This is a genomic window from Streptomyces sp. NPDC002133 (assembly GCF_040296405.1).
In the GTDB taxonomy this organism is placed as follows: Bacteria; Actinomycetota; Actinomycetes; order Streptomycetales; family Streptomycetaceae; genus Streptomyces.
Genome location: NZ_JBEOXF010000075.1, coordinates 19,316 through 36,023 on the forward strand (window position 1 = coordinate 19,316; position 16,708 = coordinate 36,023).

Annotated in this window: 15 protein-coding genes; 7 read left to right on the plus strand and 8 right to left on the minus strand. The window is 68.4% G+C overall.

Annotated features, from left to right (window positions below):
• Positions 1–397: 397 nt before the first annotated feature.
• On the minus strand, positions 398–868 hold the full coding sequence (locus ABT078_RS37760; protein ID WP_351236117.1) for a winged helix-turn-helix transcriptional regulator: 471 nt from the start codon (positions 866–868) through the stop codon (positions 398–400).
• Positions 869–1,208: 340 nt separating this feature from the next.
• Between ABT078_RS37760 and ABT078_RS37765 the strand changes: the two genes are divergently transcribed.
• The 4 genes from ABT078_RS37765 to ABT078_RS37780 all read left to right on the plus strand — a co-directional run bounded on the left by ABT078_RS37765 (position 1,209) and on the right by ABT078_RS37780 (position 7,708).
• On the plus strand, positions 1,209–1,907 hold the full coding sequence (locus tag ABT078_RS37765; protein ID WP_351236119.1) for an SDR family oxidoreductase: 699 nt from the start codon (positions 1,209–1,211) through the stop codon (positions 1,905–1,907).
• A gap of 163 nt (positions 1,908–2,070) precedes the next feature.
• Positions 2,071–2,916 (plus strand): enoyl-CoA hydratase/isomerase family protein, encoded by an 846-nt coding sequence (locus tag ABT078_RS37770; RefSeq protein WP_351236121.1) that lies wholly within the window; start codon positions 2,071–2,073, stop codon positions 2,914–2,916.
• Between the two features lie 484 nt (positions 2,917–3,400).
• Positions 3,401–5,869 carry a SpoIIE family protein phosphatase gene (locus ABT078_RS37775; RefSeq protein ID WP_351236123.1) on the plus strand — a complete coding sequence of 823 codons (2,469 nt, stop codon included), beginning with the start codon at positions 3,401–3,403 and terminating at the stop codon, positions 5,867–5,869.
• A 633-nt stretch (positions 5,870–6,502) separates the two neighbouring features.
• The gene (locus ABT078_RS37780) at positions 6,503–7,708 is read left to right on the plus strand and encodes a low temperature requirement protein A (protein WP_351236125.1); all 1,206 of its coding nucleotides are present in this window, start codon (positions 6,503–6,505) and stop codon (positions 7,706–7,708) included.
• Between the two features lie 773 nt (positions 7,709–8,481).
• Here ABT078_RS37780 and ABT078_RS37785 read toward each other — a convergent pair.
• Positions 8,482–8,997 (minus strand): tetratricopeptide repeat protein, encoded by a 516-nt coding sequence (locus tag ABT078_RS37785; RefSeq protein ID WP_351236127.1) that lies wholly within the window; start codon positions 8,995–8,997, stop codon positions 8,482–8,484.
• Between the two features lie 514 nt (positions 8,998–9,511).
• Here ABT078_RS37785 and ABT078_RS37790 point away from each other — a divergent pair.
• The gene (locus ABT078_RS37790) at positions 9,512–10,654 is read left to right on the plus strand and encodes a phosphatidylinositol-specific phospholipase C1-like protein (protein WP_351236129.1); all 1,143 of its coding nucleotides are present in this window, start codon (positions 9,512–9,514) and stop codon (positions 10,652–10,654) included.
• A 647-nt stretch (positions 10,655–11,301) separates the two neighbouring features.
• Here the strand turns inward: ABT078_RS37790 and ABT078_RS37795 are convergent.
• From ABT078_RS37795 to ABT078_RS37820, 6 genes are all read right to left on the minus strand, one after another.
• Positions 11,302–11,760 (minus strand): winged helix DNA-binding protein, encoded by a 459-nt coding sequence (locus tag ABT078_RS37795; RefSeq protein ID WP_351236131.1) that lies wholly within the window; start codon positions 11,758–11,760, stop codon positions 11,302–11,304.
• Positions 11,757–12,251: a MarR family winged helix-turn-helix transcriptional regulator gene (locus ABT078_RS37800; RefSeq protein WP_351236133.1), complete on the minus strand. Its 495-nt coding sequence runs from the start codon at positions 12,249–12,251 to the stop codon at positions 11,757–11,759. Before ABT078_RS37800 ends, ABT078_RS37795 begins: the two co-directional genes overlap by 4 nt.
• Before the next feature lie 363 nt (positions 12,252–12,614).
• On the minus strand, positions 12,615–12,980 hold the full coding sequence (locus ABT078_RS37805) for a hypothetical protein (RefSeq protein ID WP_351236135.1): 366 nt from the start codon (positions 12,978–12,980) through the stop codon (positions 12,615–12,617).
• A gap of 613 nt (positions 12,981–13,593) precedes the next feature.
• Positions 13,594–13,746, minus strand: a complete 153-nt coding sequence (locus ABT078_RS37810) for a hypothetical protein (RefSeq protein WP_351236137.1) — start codon at positions 13,744–13,746, stop codon at positions 13,594–13,596.
• 30 nt (positions 13,747–13,776) lie between these two features.
• Complete coding sequence (locus ABT078_RS37815) at positions 13,777–14,013, minus strand: hypothetical protein (protein WP_351236139.1); 237 nt, start codon at positions 14,011–14,013, stop codon at positions 13,777–13,779.
• An 85-nt stretch (positions 14,014–14,098) separates the two neighbouring features.
• Positions 14,099–14,323: a hypothetical protein gene (locus ABT078_RS37820; RefSeq protein ID WP_351236141.1), complete on the minus strand. Its 225-nt coding sequence runs from the start codon at positions 14,321–14,323 to the stop codon at positions 14,099–14,101.
• A 212-nt stretch (positions 14,324–14,535) separates the two neighbouring features.
• On the opposite strand from ABT078_RS37820, the gene ABT078_RS37825 reads away from it, so the two are divergent.
• On the plus strand, positions 14,536–14,751 hold the full coding sequence (locus ABT078_RS37825; protein ID WP_351236143.1) for a hypothetical protein: 216 nt from the start codon (positions 14,536–14,538) through the stop codon (positions 14,749–14,751).
• Between the two features lie 126 nt (positions 14,752–14,877).
• On the plus strand, positions 14,878–16,560 hold the full coding sequence (locus ABT078_RS37830; RefSeq protein WP_502981507.1) for a cytochrome c biogenesis protein CcdA: 1,683 nt from the start codon (positions 14,878–14,880) through the stop codon (positions 16,558–16,560).
• Positions 16,561–16,708: the final 148 nt, after the last annotated feature.

Below are 16,708 nucleotides of genomic sequence, written 5' to 3' on the forward strand. Positions count from 1 at the left end.
GCCACGACGGCCGCGGCATCGACGTACGCCTCTGGGTGCAGGCGCTGTACAGACAGGACGTCCGGGCCCGGTGGGTGGTGGGGCCGTGCCTGCCGAGCCGCCTGCCCGTCGGTGTCGTGATCCGCGGCACTTGGTTGCGCTGCACCTGGGCGAAGGACGTCCAGGGCTTCAATGAGTCGTGGTCGCGAGCCTCGATCAGGCCGTCGGTGCAGAGGCCGAGCACTCTGTGCTCGGGCACTTCCAGGGTGACGGACAGGGGGGCCAGGCCGACGCCATTGCACCTGAGGCAGTCTGGTCCGACCTGAAGGAACGCATGTCTTACGGCCGCACTGGGTCCCGAACACCCACCTGCGATGAGACGTCACACCCACAGCGAGTTCCGGAGGGCGGCGTCCGATCAGGCCGGGGCGGCCGTGTCCGCGAGCATGACGACGTCCGTGGCGGGCACTTCGTGACCGTCGTCGTCGAGGAACCCGACATGGACGGGCCGGTTCGTGTCGCGCACTCGGCGGAGCGCGGAGGGGCCTGAGCGGCGCGGTCGGTGGCGGTCGCCCCACTGCTGGAGCGCAACCAGCACCACCCGCAGGTCGTTCCCGGCCGCCGTCAGGTGGTAGCTCTGCCGAGGCCGGCTGCCCGGCTCCTGGTAGGTCTGCGTGTACAGCACGCCCGCCTCGACGAGCAGCTTGAGCCGAGCGCTGAGCAGGTTGGAGGCGATGCCCAGGGACGACTGGATCTCGGCGAACTTGTGCTTGCCGGCGAAAACCTCCCGGAGCACGAGCAAGGACCAACGCTCGCCGAGAATCTGCAGGCTCCGCTCGATGGAGCAGGCCGGCTCGTCATCCGCGAGACCTGACAACTGCCTCGGCACTCCGCACCTCCCACGTGGCGCCGGGTTCCGTATGTCCCCAGCTGCTGCACTGTCTTATCCGCAGTGTACCAGCTGAGTTTTCTCTTGCAATTCAGGCACGAACGACCAGACCCTGGCTTGCATATCTAAAGTGAGCTGTTAGTGTGGAGCCGGCGGGCAACGCCGCCCCACCCGGGCCTCCCGGAAACGCCTGGCGGACCGGCAGTGACGGTCAAGCCGACCGCGGCGAAAACGCCTCGATCAGGATGCCAGCGACGCCCATCCGGGCCCACCCGGCGGCGGACCGGCCACTTACCGAGAGCCCGCCAGCACAAGGCGTACACGTCGAAAAGGAAGCACGATGGACATCACAGGATCAGTGGCTCTCGTGACGGGCGCCAATCGCGGCATCGGCCGCGCATTCACCCGCGCACTGATCAGCCACGGCGCCGCCAAGGTCTACGCCGGCGCCCGCGACCCGGCGAGCGTGGTCGACAAGGACGTCATCCCGCTGCGCCTGGACGTCGCAGACGAGGAGGATGTCGCCGCGGCCGCGGCCGCGGCGGGAGACGTCTCCATCGTCATCAACAATGCGGGAATCAGCGGCAACGCCACCAGGCTCATGGAGGGCACCTTCGACGGTGCGCGCCAAGCGATGGACGTCAACTACTTCGGCACCTGGGCCGTCTCCCGGGCCTTCGCCCCGATCCTGGCCCGCAACGGCGGCGGAGCGCTGGTCAACATGCTGTCGCTGGCATCCTGGGCGAGCAATCCGCGCTTCCCCGGTTACGCGGCCTCCAAGGCCGCGCAGTGGTCGTTGACGGACGCCCTGCGACAGGCCCTGCACACACAGGGAACCCGGGTGGTAGGGGTGCATGCCGGCTTCGTGGACACCGACCTCAGCACCTGGACGGACTCGTCGAAAATCAGCGCCGACACGGTGGCCGAGCTGACCATGAAAGCCCTGGCCGGCGACCAGCTCGAAGTCCTCGCCGACGAGGGGACCCGGCGCATCAAGGCCGCACTGTCGGAGCCGGCGATCCCCCAACGCGGCTTCTGACTCCCCGCACCGCCCGACGAGCCGGCCTCCGGCCCCCGTCGATGGCGCCCCGCCCCGCCGAAGCGGAACCGGACCCACCCGCGCGGCACCACACCGACCAAGCAAGCAGTGGCAACAAGCAATCTGACTTGCAACTTTAAATTCAGGATCTAGCAGGGATGACATGACTGAATCGGCAGCGACTGCGACTGTGCGCATCATCGAAGAGACCCCCGCCTACTGGCGGGCCGTGTTCGACAACCCGCCTCTGAACGTGGTCGACCGCACCGTGTTCGAAGGGCTGCAGGACCTGCTCGCGCGGATGGACGCCAGCCCGGACCTTCGAGTCGTCGTGTTCGAGAGCGCGAACCCCGACTTCTATCTCGCCCACTTCGACATGTCCGGCAGATCGGGAAGCATCGCCAAGACCGCCGGCCCTTCCGGCCTGACCACCCCCACGGACACGTTCGTCCGCCTCACCAAGTCCCCCGTGGTGAGCATCGCGAAGATCCGCGGCCGCGTGCGCGGCGTGGGCAGCGAATTCATCCTCGCCTGCGACATGCGCTTCGCCTCCCTCGAGAACACCGTCCTCGGCCAGCCCGAGGTCGGCGCGGGAGTCATCCCCGGAGGCGGGGGCACGGAGCGGCTTCCCCTGCTGACCGGCCGGGGCCGTGCACTGGAAATCATCCTCGGCGCGGACGACTTCGACGGCGGCACTGCCGAACGCTACGGCTGGATCAACCGGTCTCTTCCGGACAGCGAGTTGGACGGCTTCGTCGACACACTCGCACGGCGCATCGCCTCTTTCGACCGGCGCCCGATCGAAACAGCGAAGAACCTGGTCAACCAGATCTCCCTGCCACCCGTCGACAGACTCCTCGACGGCCGCAACGCCTTCGCGGCCGCCCTTGCCTGGCCCGAAACCCAACAGCGAGTCGCCGCCTTGTTCAAACGCGGGATGCAGCAGGAAGGGGACCTGGAAAACCGATTCGGCGCACACCTCGCCACCCTGCTCGACGACCAAGCTTGACCCCGGCACCGGGCTCATGACGACAACGAGGGAAGTCCGAACGGGGCAGCGCTCCGGGAGGTCATCCCGCCTGCCGGAGGGTTCCTCGTGGCCGGCTGAGCTTCCGTCGCGTCCCCGCCGGTGAGCACGTGCATCGCTCAGCCGCCGCATCCCGAGGCGCACGTGTGGATGCGCGCACCGATCGGCGCCGCCGACAGCCGGGCCCGAGGTCCGGCACCTGACCGCCTCCGTGATCGAGATGTGAGAAATACCCATGCCTTGAGAAGCCGTTGTCCTCACCGCCGCCGCGCCCACAAGAACGCGGCCGGCCCCGGCCCCGACGAGCAGTCGCCGCTGCCCACCCTCCACGAGCCGAACCCTGTGCGTGAAGCATCGCCCGTCCGGTTGCCGGACGGGCACCCGCCACCCGGCCCTGGACGGCGCGCACGTGGACAGCCAAGCATCCGGCAAGCCGCATCGCGGGGTACACAGGAAGGAATGACCGATGGACAGTTCTACACAGACAGCACGCACCCCAGATCAGCCGGCCGTCCAGACGGCCGGTGCGGCGATAGCCCTGCTGGACGCGCAGGGGACGGTGATCGGATGGACACAGGATGCCCAGCGGCTGGTCGGCTACGCGGCCACAGAAGTGGTGGGCCGCTCCGCCGCCGCCCTGCTGACGGCTGCTGAAGACCGGGCGAAAGCAGCGGTCCTGGCAACTAGCCATGACCCCTCTCACTGGTCCGGCTCCACCGCGCTCCGCCACCGCGACGGCCACAGGATCAACGTGCGCATGTGCGTGCAGTCGCTGTCGGCACAGGACGGCCGGGCCCAGTGGATCGTGTCGGCGACCGACAAGACCACGCTCCCCCCGCGGCCGGTGGACGGACCCACGCTGCAGTCCCTTCCGGCTGCGCTGCACATCCCCAGCAACCTGCCGATCGGTGTCGTGATCCGCGACACCCAGCTGCGCTGCACGTGGGTCAACGACACCCAAGGCGTCAAAGACGGCATCCCTCTTGAGCAACGACTGGGACGCAGGCTGACGGAGGCGGCGCCCGGCCCGCAGGCCGAAACGCTCGAGGCGCTGATGCGCCAAGTGCTTCAGAGCGGCGCCCAGACGACCAACGTGGAATACCGGGCCTTCGCTCCGCCCCATGCGCGCCATGAACCGACGTTCATGGCCTCCTTCTTGCGCCTTGACGACGCAGCCGGCCGTGCGCTCGGTGTGTGCGCCGTCAGCGTGGACGTCACGGACAGCCGGCGGGCAAGCGAACGCCTCGCGATCCTGGGCAGGGCCAGCAAGCAGATCGGAACCACCCTGGACGTCATGCAGACCGGGCAGGAACTGGCTGACCTCGCAGTGCCCCTCCTCGCGGACTACGCCACCGTCGACCTGGCGGAGTCGGTCCCGGTCTGCGAGGAGTCCCTGGCGCGTCTCGGCCCGCAGGGCGGACTCGTCCCCGCCTTTCGTCGCGCGGGCCTGGCATCGGTCCACCCGGGGGCCCCTGAGTCCATGTTCGCGCGGGGAGAGCCGGTCTTCGTCCCGCCGGTGTCACCCTTCATCAGTGTCCTGCAATCGGGAGAGTCCCATTTCGAGCCGCTGCTGGACGCCTCCCCCGGCACGTGGCTGGACCACCACGACGCGGCCCGGGCGGAGAAGGTCCGCGATCACATGATGCACTCCTTGATGGTCGTGCCGATCCGCGCGCGGGGCGCCGTGCTGGGCGTGGCGATGTTCGTGCGGACGAAGGATCGTCTGCCGTTCGAGGAGGACGACCTTCTTCTGGCCGAGGAACTCGTCAGCAGGGCCGCTCTGTCCTTGGACAACGCCCGCCAGTACGCGCGCGAACGCTCCGCAGCCCTCACCCTGCAGCGGCACCTGCTCCCCCACCACGCAACCGGCGGATCCGCCGCCGACGTGGCCTGGCGCTACCTGCCCGCTGACAGCCACCACGGCGTCGGGGGCGACTGGTTCGACGTGATCCCCCTGTCCGGCGCCCGCATCGCCCTGGTCGTCGGCGACGTGGTCGGACACGGCATCAACGCCGCCGCCACCATGGGCAGGCTCCGCACCGCCGTACGCACCCTGGCGGACATGGAAATGCCTCCCGACGAACTACTGGCCCACCTCGACGAGTTGGTCATCCGTCTCGCCGAGGCGGATGCCGACCCCGGGGACCCGGCCGCCGCGACGATGGCCGCCACGTGTCTGTATGCCGTGTACGACCCGGTCACCCGGCAGTGCACCATGGCGCGGGCCGGGCACCCACCACCCGCGATCTTCGACCCACACCGCGGCGTCACCTTCCCCGACCTGCCCACCGGAGCCCCACTCGGCGTCGGACTGGTGCCCTTCGAGTCCGTCACCCTGGAACTGCCGGAGGGAAGCATTCTCGCCCTCTACACCGACGGCCTGATCGAAGCCCGCGACCACGACATCGGCGCCGGCATGGACCGCCTGAGCACAGCCCTGGCACGACCCGGCCTCCCACTGGAAGACCTCTGCTCGTCCGCGGTGGACAGGCTGCCCACCAAGGCATGGTGTGACGATGTCACCCTGCTCCTCGCCCAGACCCACGCACTCGGCCCGGACCAGGTCGCCTCCTGGGAGTTCCCGGCCGACCCGTCCCTCGTCAGCCGTGCCCGATCCCTGACCACCGACCAGCTGAACCGGTGGGGCCTGGGACACCATGCAGCGGCCACCGAACTGATTGTCAGCGAACTGGTCACCAACGCCATCCGCCACGGCAACGGCCCCATCCAGCTACGTCTGATCCGCCACGATGCCCTGACCTGCGAGGTCCACGACACCGGCAACAGCACCCCACGCCGGCGCCAACCCCGCACCACCGACGAGAACGGCCGCGGCCTCCTCCTCATCGACCAACTCAGCCGCAAATGGGGCACCCGCTACACCCCGGACGGCAAACTCATCTGGGCAGAACAGCAACTGGCACCCAGCCCGTAAAACAAATCGCCCGAATACACCACACGCGCCGAAGACCCTTGCAGGGAACCTCGGCGGTGACGTGCCCCGGCTGCCCCGGCGGGTGCTTGCCGCCCGGCCTCTCGACCCGACGGTGGGTGGGCCGATCGCCACCGACCGCGGACCTGCGATCCGTCAGTCGCGCCGCCACCTCGATCACACAACGTATCGGTGCCCTCGGACAGTCCGCCCGCGGCACTGCGGGCCGTCGACAAGGACATCGAGCAGACGATCGAGTGGCTTTCGCCCCTCACCTCTTGCGCGCGGCCGTCCACGTCGCCCCGTCGGCTGTGACGACCCCCCGATCGGCGGTGTCACACATCGGATGGTCACACGGTCCCTATAGAGAACCGCTCTACTTCGGCGCCGTGCTCATGGTGCCGGTCATGTGGGCTGCTCGTCGTCGGAGACCGGCCTGATCAGGACACTCCGGTTCCACCAGGAGGCAACTCGGCGAGTAGCCCGGACCAAGAGGGGCCGCGAACTATGGAGGGGACACTCCCACCGTCCTGTGACCAGTCACCGAAGGATGCCGTGGCGGTGGGTCTGGTGCGCGCGCCCGCTGGCACCGACACCGATATACGCGCACATACCGAACATGTTTACGATTCACGGATGAGTGACCATCATCATGCCCCGCCAGCCAGGCGTTTTCGCCCCCTGGCCCGGATGCGCCCCCGTGACCCCGACGAGCCGCATCGGGCCGCGACCCCTTTGGAGTTGCTGTTCGACCTCTGCTTCGTGGTGGCGGTGGCCCAGGCCGGCGTCCGGCTGGTGCATGCGATAGCCGAGGGCCATCTCGCGCACGGAATCGTCGGATATTGTTTCGTCTTCTTCGCCATCTGGTGGGCCTGGGCGAATTTCACCTGGTTCGCCTCGGCCTACGACACCGACGACGTCCCCTATCGCATCGCGACCTTTGTCCAGATCATCGGCGTCCTGGTGCTGGCGGCCGGCGTGCCGCGGGCCTTCGACCACAGCGACTACTCCGTGACGGTCGTCGGCTACATCATCATGCGGATCGCCCTCACCTGTCAGTGGCTGCGCGCCGCGCGCAACTCGACCGGGGCGGTGCGAGCCACGGCGCTGCGCTACGCGGCGGGACTCGTCATCACCGAGATCGGCTGGGTCTTCGTGGCGTTGTTCCTGCCGCCCGGAGTCTTGCGGTGGGGATACATACTGATGGCCGCGGCGGAGCTGTCCCTGCCCTCCTTCGCCGAGCGAGGACACCGGACCAGCTGGCACCCGCGGCACATAGCCGAACGCTACGGACTCTTCACCATCATCGTGCTCGGCGAGTCCATCCTGGCCGCGACGGTGGCGGTGCAGTCCGCGATCGACGAGTTTTCAGCGATCGACGAGTTGTTGCCCATCACCGTCGGCGGTCTCCTCATCGTCTTCTCCGCGTACTGGACCTATTTCTCCCTCCCCGTGCACGAACACCTCAGCACCAGCGCTCGGGCGATCCTGTGGGGCCAGGGCCACTACTTCATCTTCGGCTCGGCGGCGGCCATCGGCGCAGGCCTGGAGGTGTCCGTCGAGTTTGCCGTCCACAAGGCGCACATCTCCCAGACGGTCGCGGCGGCCGCCGTGACCGTGCCGACCGCACTGTTCCTGCTGGCGACCTATCTGATCCACTCCCGGCGCGCGAAAAGCGGACGGGCTGAGCATGCGGTGCTGCCGGTCAGCATGCTGCTGGTGCTGGCCAGTACCTTCTGCGGCAGTTGGGCGGTGCTGGTGGCCGGGCTGACGATGGCCGCGGGGATCGCCGTGGAGGAGGTCTTGCACTCCCGCCGCTGGCCGGCCTTCTTCAGGGCCTGAGCCGGGCACCGCGGCCGCCGCACCGATGTCGAACTCACCCACTGGAACATCCGCGGTGGCGCGGCCCTGCTGGCGTCGCACCAGAAGCAGCTGCACGACAAGACGTCCGACAACTCGGACGAATGGTATGGATCGGTCGCCTGCTGCAGCCAGTCCATGGTGCGTCAGGGCGCGACCGCCTTCGCCGACCGCGTCTTCGACACCATGAACCTACTGGGCGGGCCGGGTGGCCGACCTGGGCATCGGCGCGGCACACGACGGTCCGACTGCGACCACCGAGTCCCTGTCAGCCGCGCTCAGTACGGCCCTGACCCTCGAGACCCGCGCCCGAGCGACTGCCGTGGCCGGCACGATCCGCACCGAGGGGGCGACGGTGGCCGCGAAGCTCTGCTCGATGCGATCAGCCGAGAAAGGCCGCCGTCGTCCGCGTGAACCACACGTGATCATCGAGCCAGGACCCGGAACACAAAATACCTGTGAACCGGCAACGGCCCCGGGGTCCACGTCAGGCCGAGTGAAGGTGCGGTGACGGTTTCCACGAAGGCCGGACCCACGCCGTGGCACCGTTGCGCAGCCGGACCGGTCCGTACTCGATAGGGGGCGGAACGGCACAGAGACGACGCCGGAAGCGGCGTGGTATCGCACGGCGCGCAGTGCGACGATCGACACGCCGCAACCGGCTGTGAACAGCGAGAGCACCTCCAGAGCCGAGCAGGCACCGACCCACGCCTGCCGGCAATCGGACACCGTATCTCGATTGCCGGGCCCCTTCGCTATGAGTCTTCGGGCTCGACCAGCGCCCGCGCATAGTTCTTCATCGACCGCTGGTAGCGCGGCAGGTGGCGAGCCAGCGCCCCAAGGACCAGCGACAGACCCTCCCGTTCCCGGCCGAGGCTGGCAAGACACAGCGCGAGGACCGCGCGTACGGCGTCGTCCAGCTCGTCGGAGGGCGCGTCCAACTCCGGTGTGAGCAGCGCGACACCCTCCTCGGCACGGCCGGTGTTACGCAGCGAACTGGCCAGCTGGATCTTGGTGCGCCGTGCGCGATAACCATCAATGCCGCGCGCCAGCGCCTCCTGATAGAGCGGCACTGCCTTGTCGGAGTGCCCGGTCGAGTCGAAGGCGCATGCCCGCTCGAACGCGACGACCGGGTTGTCATCGGGCAGCTCCGACACGAGTTCATCGACCATGACCCTGAACTCCGCCTCACGCCCCCCGTCGTAGTCGTCGAACGACGCCCAGACGACTGCCAGGCGCTCCTCAAAGTCCGGAGTGATCTTCTGGTTCATGCGGGCCACTTTGCGCACCCCAACCATGCCTGTCAAACACCGTTGCGACCATCAGCCTGGAGCGAGCAAATCGGGCGACCGACGAAAGGCATGGGCTCCTCCGGCTCGTCGCACTGCGCGCCTCTGCTGGTGCGAGCCGCCCGAGTACGGCCCGGGCTCCCGCCCCGCGTCGAGGAGGCCCTGGTGCACGTTGTGTTCGGTGGTGAGTCGGCGGGCTGCGGCCCGGGAGGCGTTCTGGTGTGGGCGTGAGAGTCGCCGCACCAGGCGATCTGCAGGGGGTTCACCGGGGCCGTGGACGGCAGCGACGGCGACGGGCCGCTGGCGTGTACTGCGCCCGCCACCCGCAGGGTCAGTTCGCCCCGCTGAACGCGGGACGGGGAGGCAACCCGCTCGGACCACCAAGATTCACTTTCGAGATGGTTGATCAACGAACTGACGACACGGCAGGTCCATCCTTCCTTCCGAGCGTGGTCGAGTCGTCGTACCCACCCCCTCTTGGCTGCAAAGGATCCGCATGCCCCTCCCCCGCTGGCTGGCTGTCGCCGCAGCACTCACCGCACTCGCCACGCAGACGGTATTGACCGGTTCATCGCAGGCGGCCGTCAACAAGGGCGGCACACGCATCAACGAAATCCAGGTGGTGGCCACACACAACAGCTACCACCGCGAGCTCTCCGGCGCCGAACAGCGCGCCCAGTTGGAGGTAGACCCTGGAGCGAACCCGAACCTGTTCTATTCGCACTCACCGCTGGCCGAGCAGCTGGACGAGCAGGAGGTCCGCTCAGTCGAACTAGACGTCCTGCCCGATCCGAAGGGCGGCCTGTACCGCTGGCCGCTGGTCCGCAAGAACGCGGGCCTTCCTCCACTCGAGGATGCCGCTTGGGGGGAACCCGGCACGAAGGTCTTCCACATCGTCGACGCCGACTACAACACCACCTGCGTCCAGTTGACCGAGTGTCTGAAGCAGATCCGTGGCTGGTCGCAGAACAATCCCGGACATGTCCCGCTGCTCATCATGCTGGAGTTCAAGGCCAGCGAAGACCGCTTCGAGCGCCTCGGCGGCGTCGAAAGCCCCCCGTGGGAGGAGTCGGCCTTCCAGATGCTTGAGCAGGAGATCCGCTCGGTCTTCGACACCAACCAGCTGATCACGCCGGACGACGTCAGGCGGCCCGGCTTGACACTCGAGCAGTCCGTTCTGCAGCACGGTTGGCCCACAGTGGCCAAGTCGGCCGGCAAGGTGATGTTCGCGATGGACAACACCAACCAGGTTCGCACCTCCTACCTGGCCGGCCACCCGAACCTCGAGGGCCGCGTGCTGTTCACCGACTCCGCACCCGGCACCCCCTCGGCAGCGTTCATGAAGCGCAACGACCCCAACGGCACGAACGCCGCGCAGATCGCGGACCTCGTCAAGCGCGGGTACATCGTACGGACCCGCTCCGACGTCCCGATGAGCACCGTGCTCAACCGCGACACCACCATGCGTGAGTCGGCACTGGGCAGCGGCGCCCAGATAGTCTCCACCGACTTCCCGGCAGCCGGCATGTCCGCCCGCTACGACCGAGACTTCTTCGTCTCACTGCCCGGCCCGGACGCCGCCCGCTGCAACCCGGTGTCCGCACCGAAAAACTGCCGCGACAACAAGCTCGATCACTGAGCTCATACCTGGCGACAGCCACGAGTAGGGACCGGGCAGGGCCGGCTCGGCGTTCCCGAGGCGGTAGGTGCCGGCGACGGCAAGGAACCGGCCTACGGAGTAGGCGGCGACGGACGGAGAAGCCGATCCCGCTGCTTGAACGCGGCACTTCGCCCCGCGGGACAGCCTCGGTAGGCGGACCCAACCGGCTGAATCCGAGTCGCCGCCCGCGGCGACTGTTCGTAACGTGAACGCGTCTCGCCGGACAGGACGCGAGATCACCAAGGAGCGGGCCCGTGCCACTTCGCACGTACACGGGTCCGCTTCACACACACCCGGAAGCCGCCTGGTGCCAATGTCCCCCGGACCGCCGAAGCGCCCCCGAGCCAGCCGGCACAGCCCCGGCATTCGGACCCGGACGATCTGACCTTCACCACCCACCTGATCAACCCTCACGGCGACCCGGCACCTGGGCTTCAACGACGAAGACGGCCGCTTCTACCGGTTGGCAGCACCGTCGGCCCGCGCGCTGCACGTCGGAACCTGCCGGACATGCCGGTGCCTGCCGGTGCCTGCCGGTGGCTCATCCGGCCGCCCAATGACGGGTGTCCAGCGAGTGCCGTCGGAGCTCGGAACGACCCGATCCACCAATCGGCTCGGTCGGACGGTCAGGCGGTCAGCGCCGCAAGCTCCGCGTTGGCGCGCTCGGTGACCAGGGCGAGGACGCGGCCGGCGGCGGTCAGGTCCTCGGCGGGTATCCCGCCCCAGATGCGGGCGGTGATGGGGGCGGTCTCCGCGCCGACGGCGGCGATCAGCTCGCGCCCTGACTCTGCGAGGCGAAGGTGCGCGCCGTCCGCGACGAGCAGCTGCTTGGCCAGCAGCTCGTCGAGAGTGGCGCGGATGTCGGCCGGATCGGCCTTGAGGGAGCCCCGGACCTGGGTGACGAGATCCTCCGGCGTCTGCGGGACGTCGGCGGTGATGGCGGCGCGCAGGGCGATCTGCTGCTGGAACGTGATTCCGTGCCGGGCCAGGACGTGCTCCAGGACGCCGCGGGCGGCGTAGTGGGCCAGGCCGAGGGCGCGGGCGTCGGCGGCGGGTGCGGTGGTGAGGGATGCAGTGGTGGTCATGGTGTTGTCCCCTGAGTGCTCTCGTCGGTCAGTACGGATGGAGCGAGAGGTGTGTCGAGCAGGGTCGTCAACTCGTCGGTGAACGCGCGCGTCCGCGGGGCGTCGAGGCCGCCGAGCGGCTCCAGCAACTGCTGAAGCAGTTCCTGGACCACCGTGATGGCCTGCCGTGTGACGGCCTGGCCCTGCTCGGTGAGGGCGAGCTGTACGGCGCGCGGGTCGCGGGGATCGCGGGTGCGCTCGATCAGGCCGGCCGACTCCAGGGCGCGCGCCAGCTTCGAGACGTACAGCGCCTCCAGGCCGGTGTGGTCGGCGAGTCGGCGCTGGCTGGGCCGCTCGCCGGCGCGCTGCATGCCGTGCAGCGACGCGACCAGTGAGTACTGCGCGTGGGTGAGGCCCAGCGGAGCCATCGCGCGATCGACCGCGACGCGCCACTTGTTGGCGAGCCGCCATACCAGGAAGCCGGGCGTGGGGCCCGGTGAACCCTTGCTCATGCCAAATAGAGTACATGGCTACTATGTCCATGGCTACTGTTGTCTGGCGGGCCGATGTGACGGCGCACCCCGAACAGGTCGGCAGGGCACCACGGTCGAGCGGTGCATCAACCGCCTCAGACAGTGGCGCGGCAACGCCACCCGCTATGAGAAGACCGCGTCCGGCTACCTGGTGGCTCCACCCTGCAACGTCAGCCGCTCGGCTTCGGACAACTCCAACGACTCCAGCCTGCTGTCCCCCACGCCACAAGCAGACCGCAGACCACCAGACCTGTCAGCAACAGCCCCGTATCCGGAACCGAACACCAATCACGTGGTGAGGCAAGGCATCAAGACGGGCTCACGAGGTGGACCGACCCGGCCTCACCACGTCAGGTTCAGCGAACCTCCGACCGGCAGCGCGTGCCAGCGGTCGGCGTAGTCGTCGAACCGCGACACGATCCGGTCCACCACCGGCGGCATCTCACCCGCCGCCCCATACGCCGGCAACTCCCGCAAGTGGCCGTGCCGCACCTCCCACACGGGTACAGCGATGCCCGCCAGCTCCTCCGACCTGACCATGTCGGCCTTTGCCTCGGGGGACGACTTCACTCGCTTCGACTTGCGGCGCCGAGCGACCTTGGCACGTTCGGCAGGGTCGGCGGGCCAGAACAGACCGTTGTCACCAGCGGCCAGCCGCCCGTAGACCCCGAACTTGATGCCCGCCTCCGCCTCGACAAGGAAGTGCACCAGGTCGTGCGGGAGATACGGATGCCCGCCGGGCGCTGGCCAAACCCACCCGGCGACGGCCGCGCGTGGCAGCGGTGCAGCGTGTACGGCCCGGGCTGGTGACCCCGAGAACGCGCTGGAACGTGCGCCGCAGCGTCTCGACCGAACCGAACCCGCTCCCGCGAGCCACGGAGTCCAGCGGATCGCTGCCGCTCTCCAGCAGCGCCTGTGCGGCCTAGCCGGATCCGCTCCACGAACCGCGCCGCGGACATGCGCGTCTCCGCCCGGAACAGACGGGTCGGACGGCGCTCGCTCACCCCGGCCCTGGCGGCCAGGGCGGCCAGAGTGTGGTCCCCGCGCGGGTCGGCGGTCGTTGTCGAGGACCTGCCGCAGCACCGAATCCGTGCCGTACTTCGCGCCCTGCCGGACCGAGAACTGCGACTGCCCGCCCGGGCGGGCCATGAAGACCACGAGATACTTGGCGGCGGCCCGCGCCACATCCGCGCCCAGGTCCGCCTCCACCAGAGACAAGGCGAGATCGATCCCGGCGGTGATGCCCGCCGAGGTGATGAAGCGCCCGTCACAGACGAAGATCGCGTCGCTCGACGGGGCACCCAAGGGGCACGGCCGTAGATCAACTAGGGCCGGAGAGAACCTTGATCGCAAAGGGCCGGTAGTCATCGTTGCTCTCCTCGGCTACGTATCCGAGCGCCTCCAGCATGCACAGGATCGCCGGCGCCATCCGCTCATGAACGTGGCCCGCGGCCTTGATCACTGGGTCGCTCATCCGCCCGTCCTGCAGGGCCTCGGCCACCGCTCACCGGAGGGCGGGGTGCACCTGCCAGTGGAGCCAGATCCCACCTGCGGCATCGTCGAATTCGTCCAGTTCGGTTTCCAGCCCGCCGGGCGATGTCTCCCAATCCGGCTCCTCAGGGTCACGTATGACGAGCCCGGATCGGGCCAGATCCGACCTTACTGCCGCCGCGAGTTCCCGAAGGCGGTTGACCTCGCTTGGGACGAGAGGCCGCAGCCCCCATTCGTTCTCTTCGTTCACGGCGTGCACGGCGTGCACGGCACAGCGGAGGTCGGCGGAGTCTTAATGACCGAGTCAAGGGCGGCTGCGGGAGGCATCGGCGCTGTCATAGGTCTCCGCAGGTTGCCTCGAGGCCTTCCATGACCTGGTTTTGGAACTCGCGCTCGGCCTGGCGGCAGGGAGCGTCGCAGAACGCGTGTTGAGCTTCGCGAAGATCGCAGCCCAGGACGCGCATGGCATCGACGCCGTGGCAGCTGTGGTCCTTCAGCCACTGCTGCAGCGCATCGGTGTCTCCCGATGCTTCCCAGACCGGCCGGGTTGCCTCGGCCATGGTGGCGATACGGGCTGATCGTTCTGGACCGATGCTTCGACTTGGCGACGACCTCGCCCTTGTCGTAGGTCTGCGACTCGACCTCGAAGCCCGTGCACTCCTTGTGCCCGGCGTACGTGGTGCCCGGATGCCGTGCACGTGCCTCCGGCGAGCCTGGCGCAGGGCGCGGCATTGCGATCATGCGTCACTGGTTTGACAGGTGATGACAATGGGTGCCACATTCGTCATCTCCCACCTGGGCGAGCGAGAAGGGCATCGGCATGATCACGGTGGAGGGGCTGCGCGCCGACGAGGAACCCGATCCCGCTCGCGGCATACGCCGTCACGGGAGCCGCAACCCGATCCGCGGGGTGGTCGAGGGCGTGGTCGTCCGCCCACCGACGCTCGGCAAGGTCATGGAGAAAGCGACGCCCCGCAAACTCCAGTGAGTGTTACTGCGCTCGATTTCCCCTGAAAAACCTGGCCTGGCGGAAATCGTGGGAATGCGGACCGCCGTCGGTTCCGACGACGCTACGCACTGTGGTCTTTCCGTTTGGTCCTGTCTGGAGGTTGTGTTGCTCACGCTGATACTCATCGGATTGGTCGGCGGTTTTGTCACCGCCATTTCTCCGTGTGTCCTGCCCGTCCTGCCCCTGGTCCTCCTTTCGGGCGGCGTTCCGGCCGCCCAGCCGGGAGCGGAACCGGCGCGCAAGGGGCGGCCCTATGCCGTGATGGCCGGACTCGTCATCAGCTTCACTCTGATCACCCTCTTCGGCACTCTGGTACTCAGCGCTCTGCCAGTGCCCAAGGACATCATCCGGTGGGCCGGCCTTGTCGTGCTTCTCCTGCTCGGCATCGCCATGATGTTCCCAGCGGTGCAGGATCTGCTGGAGCGACCGTTCGCGCGCATCGGGCAGCGGCAGGTCGGCGGCAGGCACAGCGGGTTCTTCCTGGGACTCGCACTCGGCACGGTGTACGTGCCGTGCGCCGGCCCCGTGCTCGCCGCAATCACCGTCGCCGGTGCCACTCACAAGATCGGGGTACAGACGGTGGTGCTCGCTGTCGCCTTCGCGATCGGCACGGCGGTTCCGCTGCTGTTCTTCGCTCTGGCCGGCCGGCGCGTCAGCGAACGGGTGCGCGCGTTCCGTAAGCGGCAGCGGAGTGTCAGGTTCGTCGCCGGCCTGACCTTCGTCGTCCTGGCCTTCGGCCTCACCTTCAACGTCACCGACACCCTGCAGCGGGCCGTCCCCGACTACACCGCCCGCATCAACCAGGCAATCGCAGACTCCGGGGTTGCCGAGACGCTCGGCTCGGTGCAGGGCTCCGCGCTGCAGCGGTGCGCGTCACAGCGGTCGTCCGCACTGCTCGACTGCGGCAAGGCTCCCGAGATCGCCGGAACCCAACAGTGGTTGAACACACCAGAGGGCGCTCCGGTGACCAAGAGTTCCCTGGCCGGCAAGGTGGTCCTGGTCGACTTCTGGGCCTACTCCTGCATCAATTGCCACCGCGCCATTCCCCACATCAACGCCTGGTACGAGAAGTACAAGTCCCACGGCCTGGAAGTGATCGGCGTACACACCCCCGAGTACGCCTTCGAGCACGTACCCGGGAACGTCAAGGCCGGCGCCGAACGGCTCGACGTCCGCTACCCGGTCGCACTGGACAACGACTACACGACCTGGAAAAACTTCGACAACACGGCCTGGCCCGCCCAGTACCTCATCGACTCCAAGGGCCAGGTACGGAACGTCGTCCTCGGCGAGGGCGACTACGCCGCCAGGGAATCGCTGATCCGCAAACTGCTGACCGCCGCGAGTCCCGGAACGACCCTGCCGGCCCCCACCCACGTGCCGGACAAGACCCCGACCAACTGGAACCAGACCCCGGAGATCTACCTGGGCGCCGAGCGCGCCGACGCCGCCAACGGGCCCCTGGCCGAAGGCACCGGTGACTTCGGCTATCCGTCGGCGCTCGAGCCCGGCGAGTTCGCCCTGCACGGCACGTGGAACGTCGGAGCGGAGGCGCTGACCAGCAAGCGGAACGCCGGCATCAAACTGAACTTCTCCGCCTCCGACGTCTACCTGAACGTCGGCGGGACCGGCACCGCCACCGCGACCCTGGACGGGAAGACCAGCACCCACACCGTGTCCGGCGCGCCCAACATCTACCGCGTGGTGAGCGGCGGTGCGCCTCGGCAGGGCGTGCTGACCCTGACACTCTCCCCGGGCCTCAGCGCCTACTCCGTCACGTTCGGCTGAGGCAGGGGGCCGGCCCCACAACGCCTCGACCGCCATCAGCCTGCCGACCGCTCAGCGGTGGTCGTCAGGCTGCGCAGATCTTCGCCGCGCTCGGCATGGAGCCCGTCGGTTTCTACGATCTGAGGGACGCGACGACGAGCGCCGTACC

Bases quoted from the DNA above. Each gene is read 5' to 3' on its own strand.
- ABT078_RS37765 (WP_351236119.1), top strand. From the start codon at position 1,209: ATGGACATCACAGGATCAGTGGCTCTCGTGACGGGCGCCAATCGCGGC.
- ABT078_RS37770 (WP_351236121.1), top strand. From the start codon at position 2,071: ATGACTGAATCGGCAGCGACTGCGACTGTGCGCATCATCGAAGAGACC.
- ABT078_RS37775 (WP_351236123.1), top strand. From the start codon at position 3,401: ATGGACAGTTCTACACAGACAGCACGCACCCCAGATCAGCCGGCCGTC.
- ABT078_RS37780 (WP_351236125.1), top strand. From the start codon at position 6,503: ATGAGTGACCATCATCATGCCCCGCCAGCCAGGCGTTTTCGCCCCCTG.
- ABT078_RS37785 (WP_351236127.1), bottom strand. From the start codon at position 8,997: ATGAACCAGAAGATCACTCCGGACTTTGAGGAGCGCCTGGCAGTCGTC.
- ABT078_RS37790 (WP_351236129.1), top strand. From the start codon at position 9,512: ATGCCCCTCCCCCGCTGGCTGGCTGTCGCCGCAGCACTCACCGCACTC.
- ABT078_RS37795 (WP_351236131.1), bottom strand. From the start codon at position 11,760: ATGACCACCACTGCATCCCTCACCACCGCACCCGCCGCCGACGCCCGC.
- ABT078_RS37800 (WP_351236133.1), bottom strand. From the start codon at position 12,251: ATGAGCAAGGGTTCACCGGGCCCCACGCCCGGCTTCCTGGTATGGCGG.
- ABT078_RS37810 (WP_351236137.1), bottom strand. From the start codon at position 13,746: ATGAGCGACCCAGTGATCAAGGCCGCGGGCCACGTTCATGAGCGGATG.
- ABT078_RS37820 (WP_351236141.1), bottom strand. From the start codon at position 14,323: ATGGCCGAGGCAACCCGGCCGGTCTGGGAAGCATCGGGAGACACCGAT.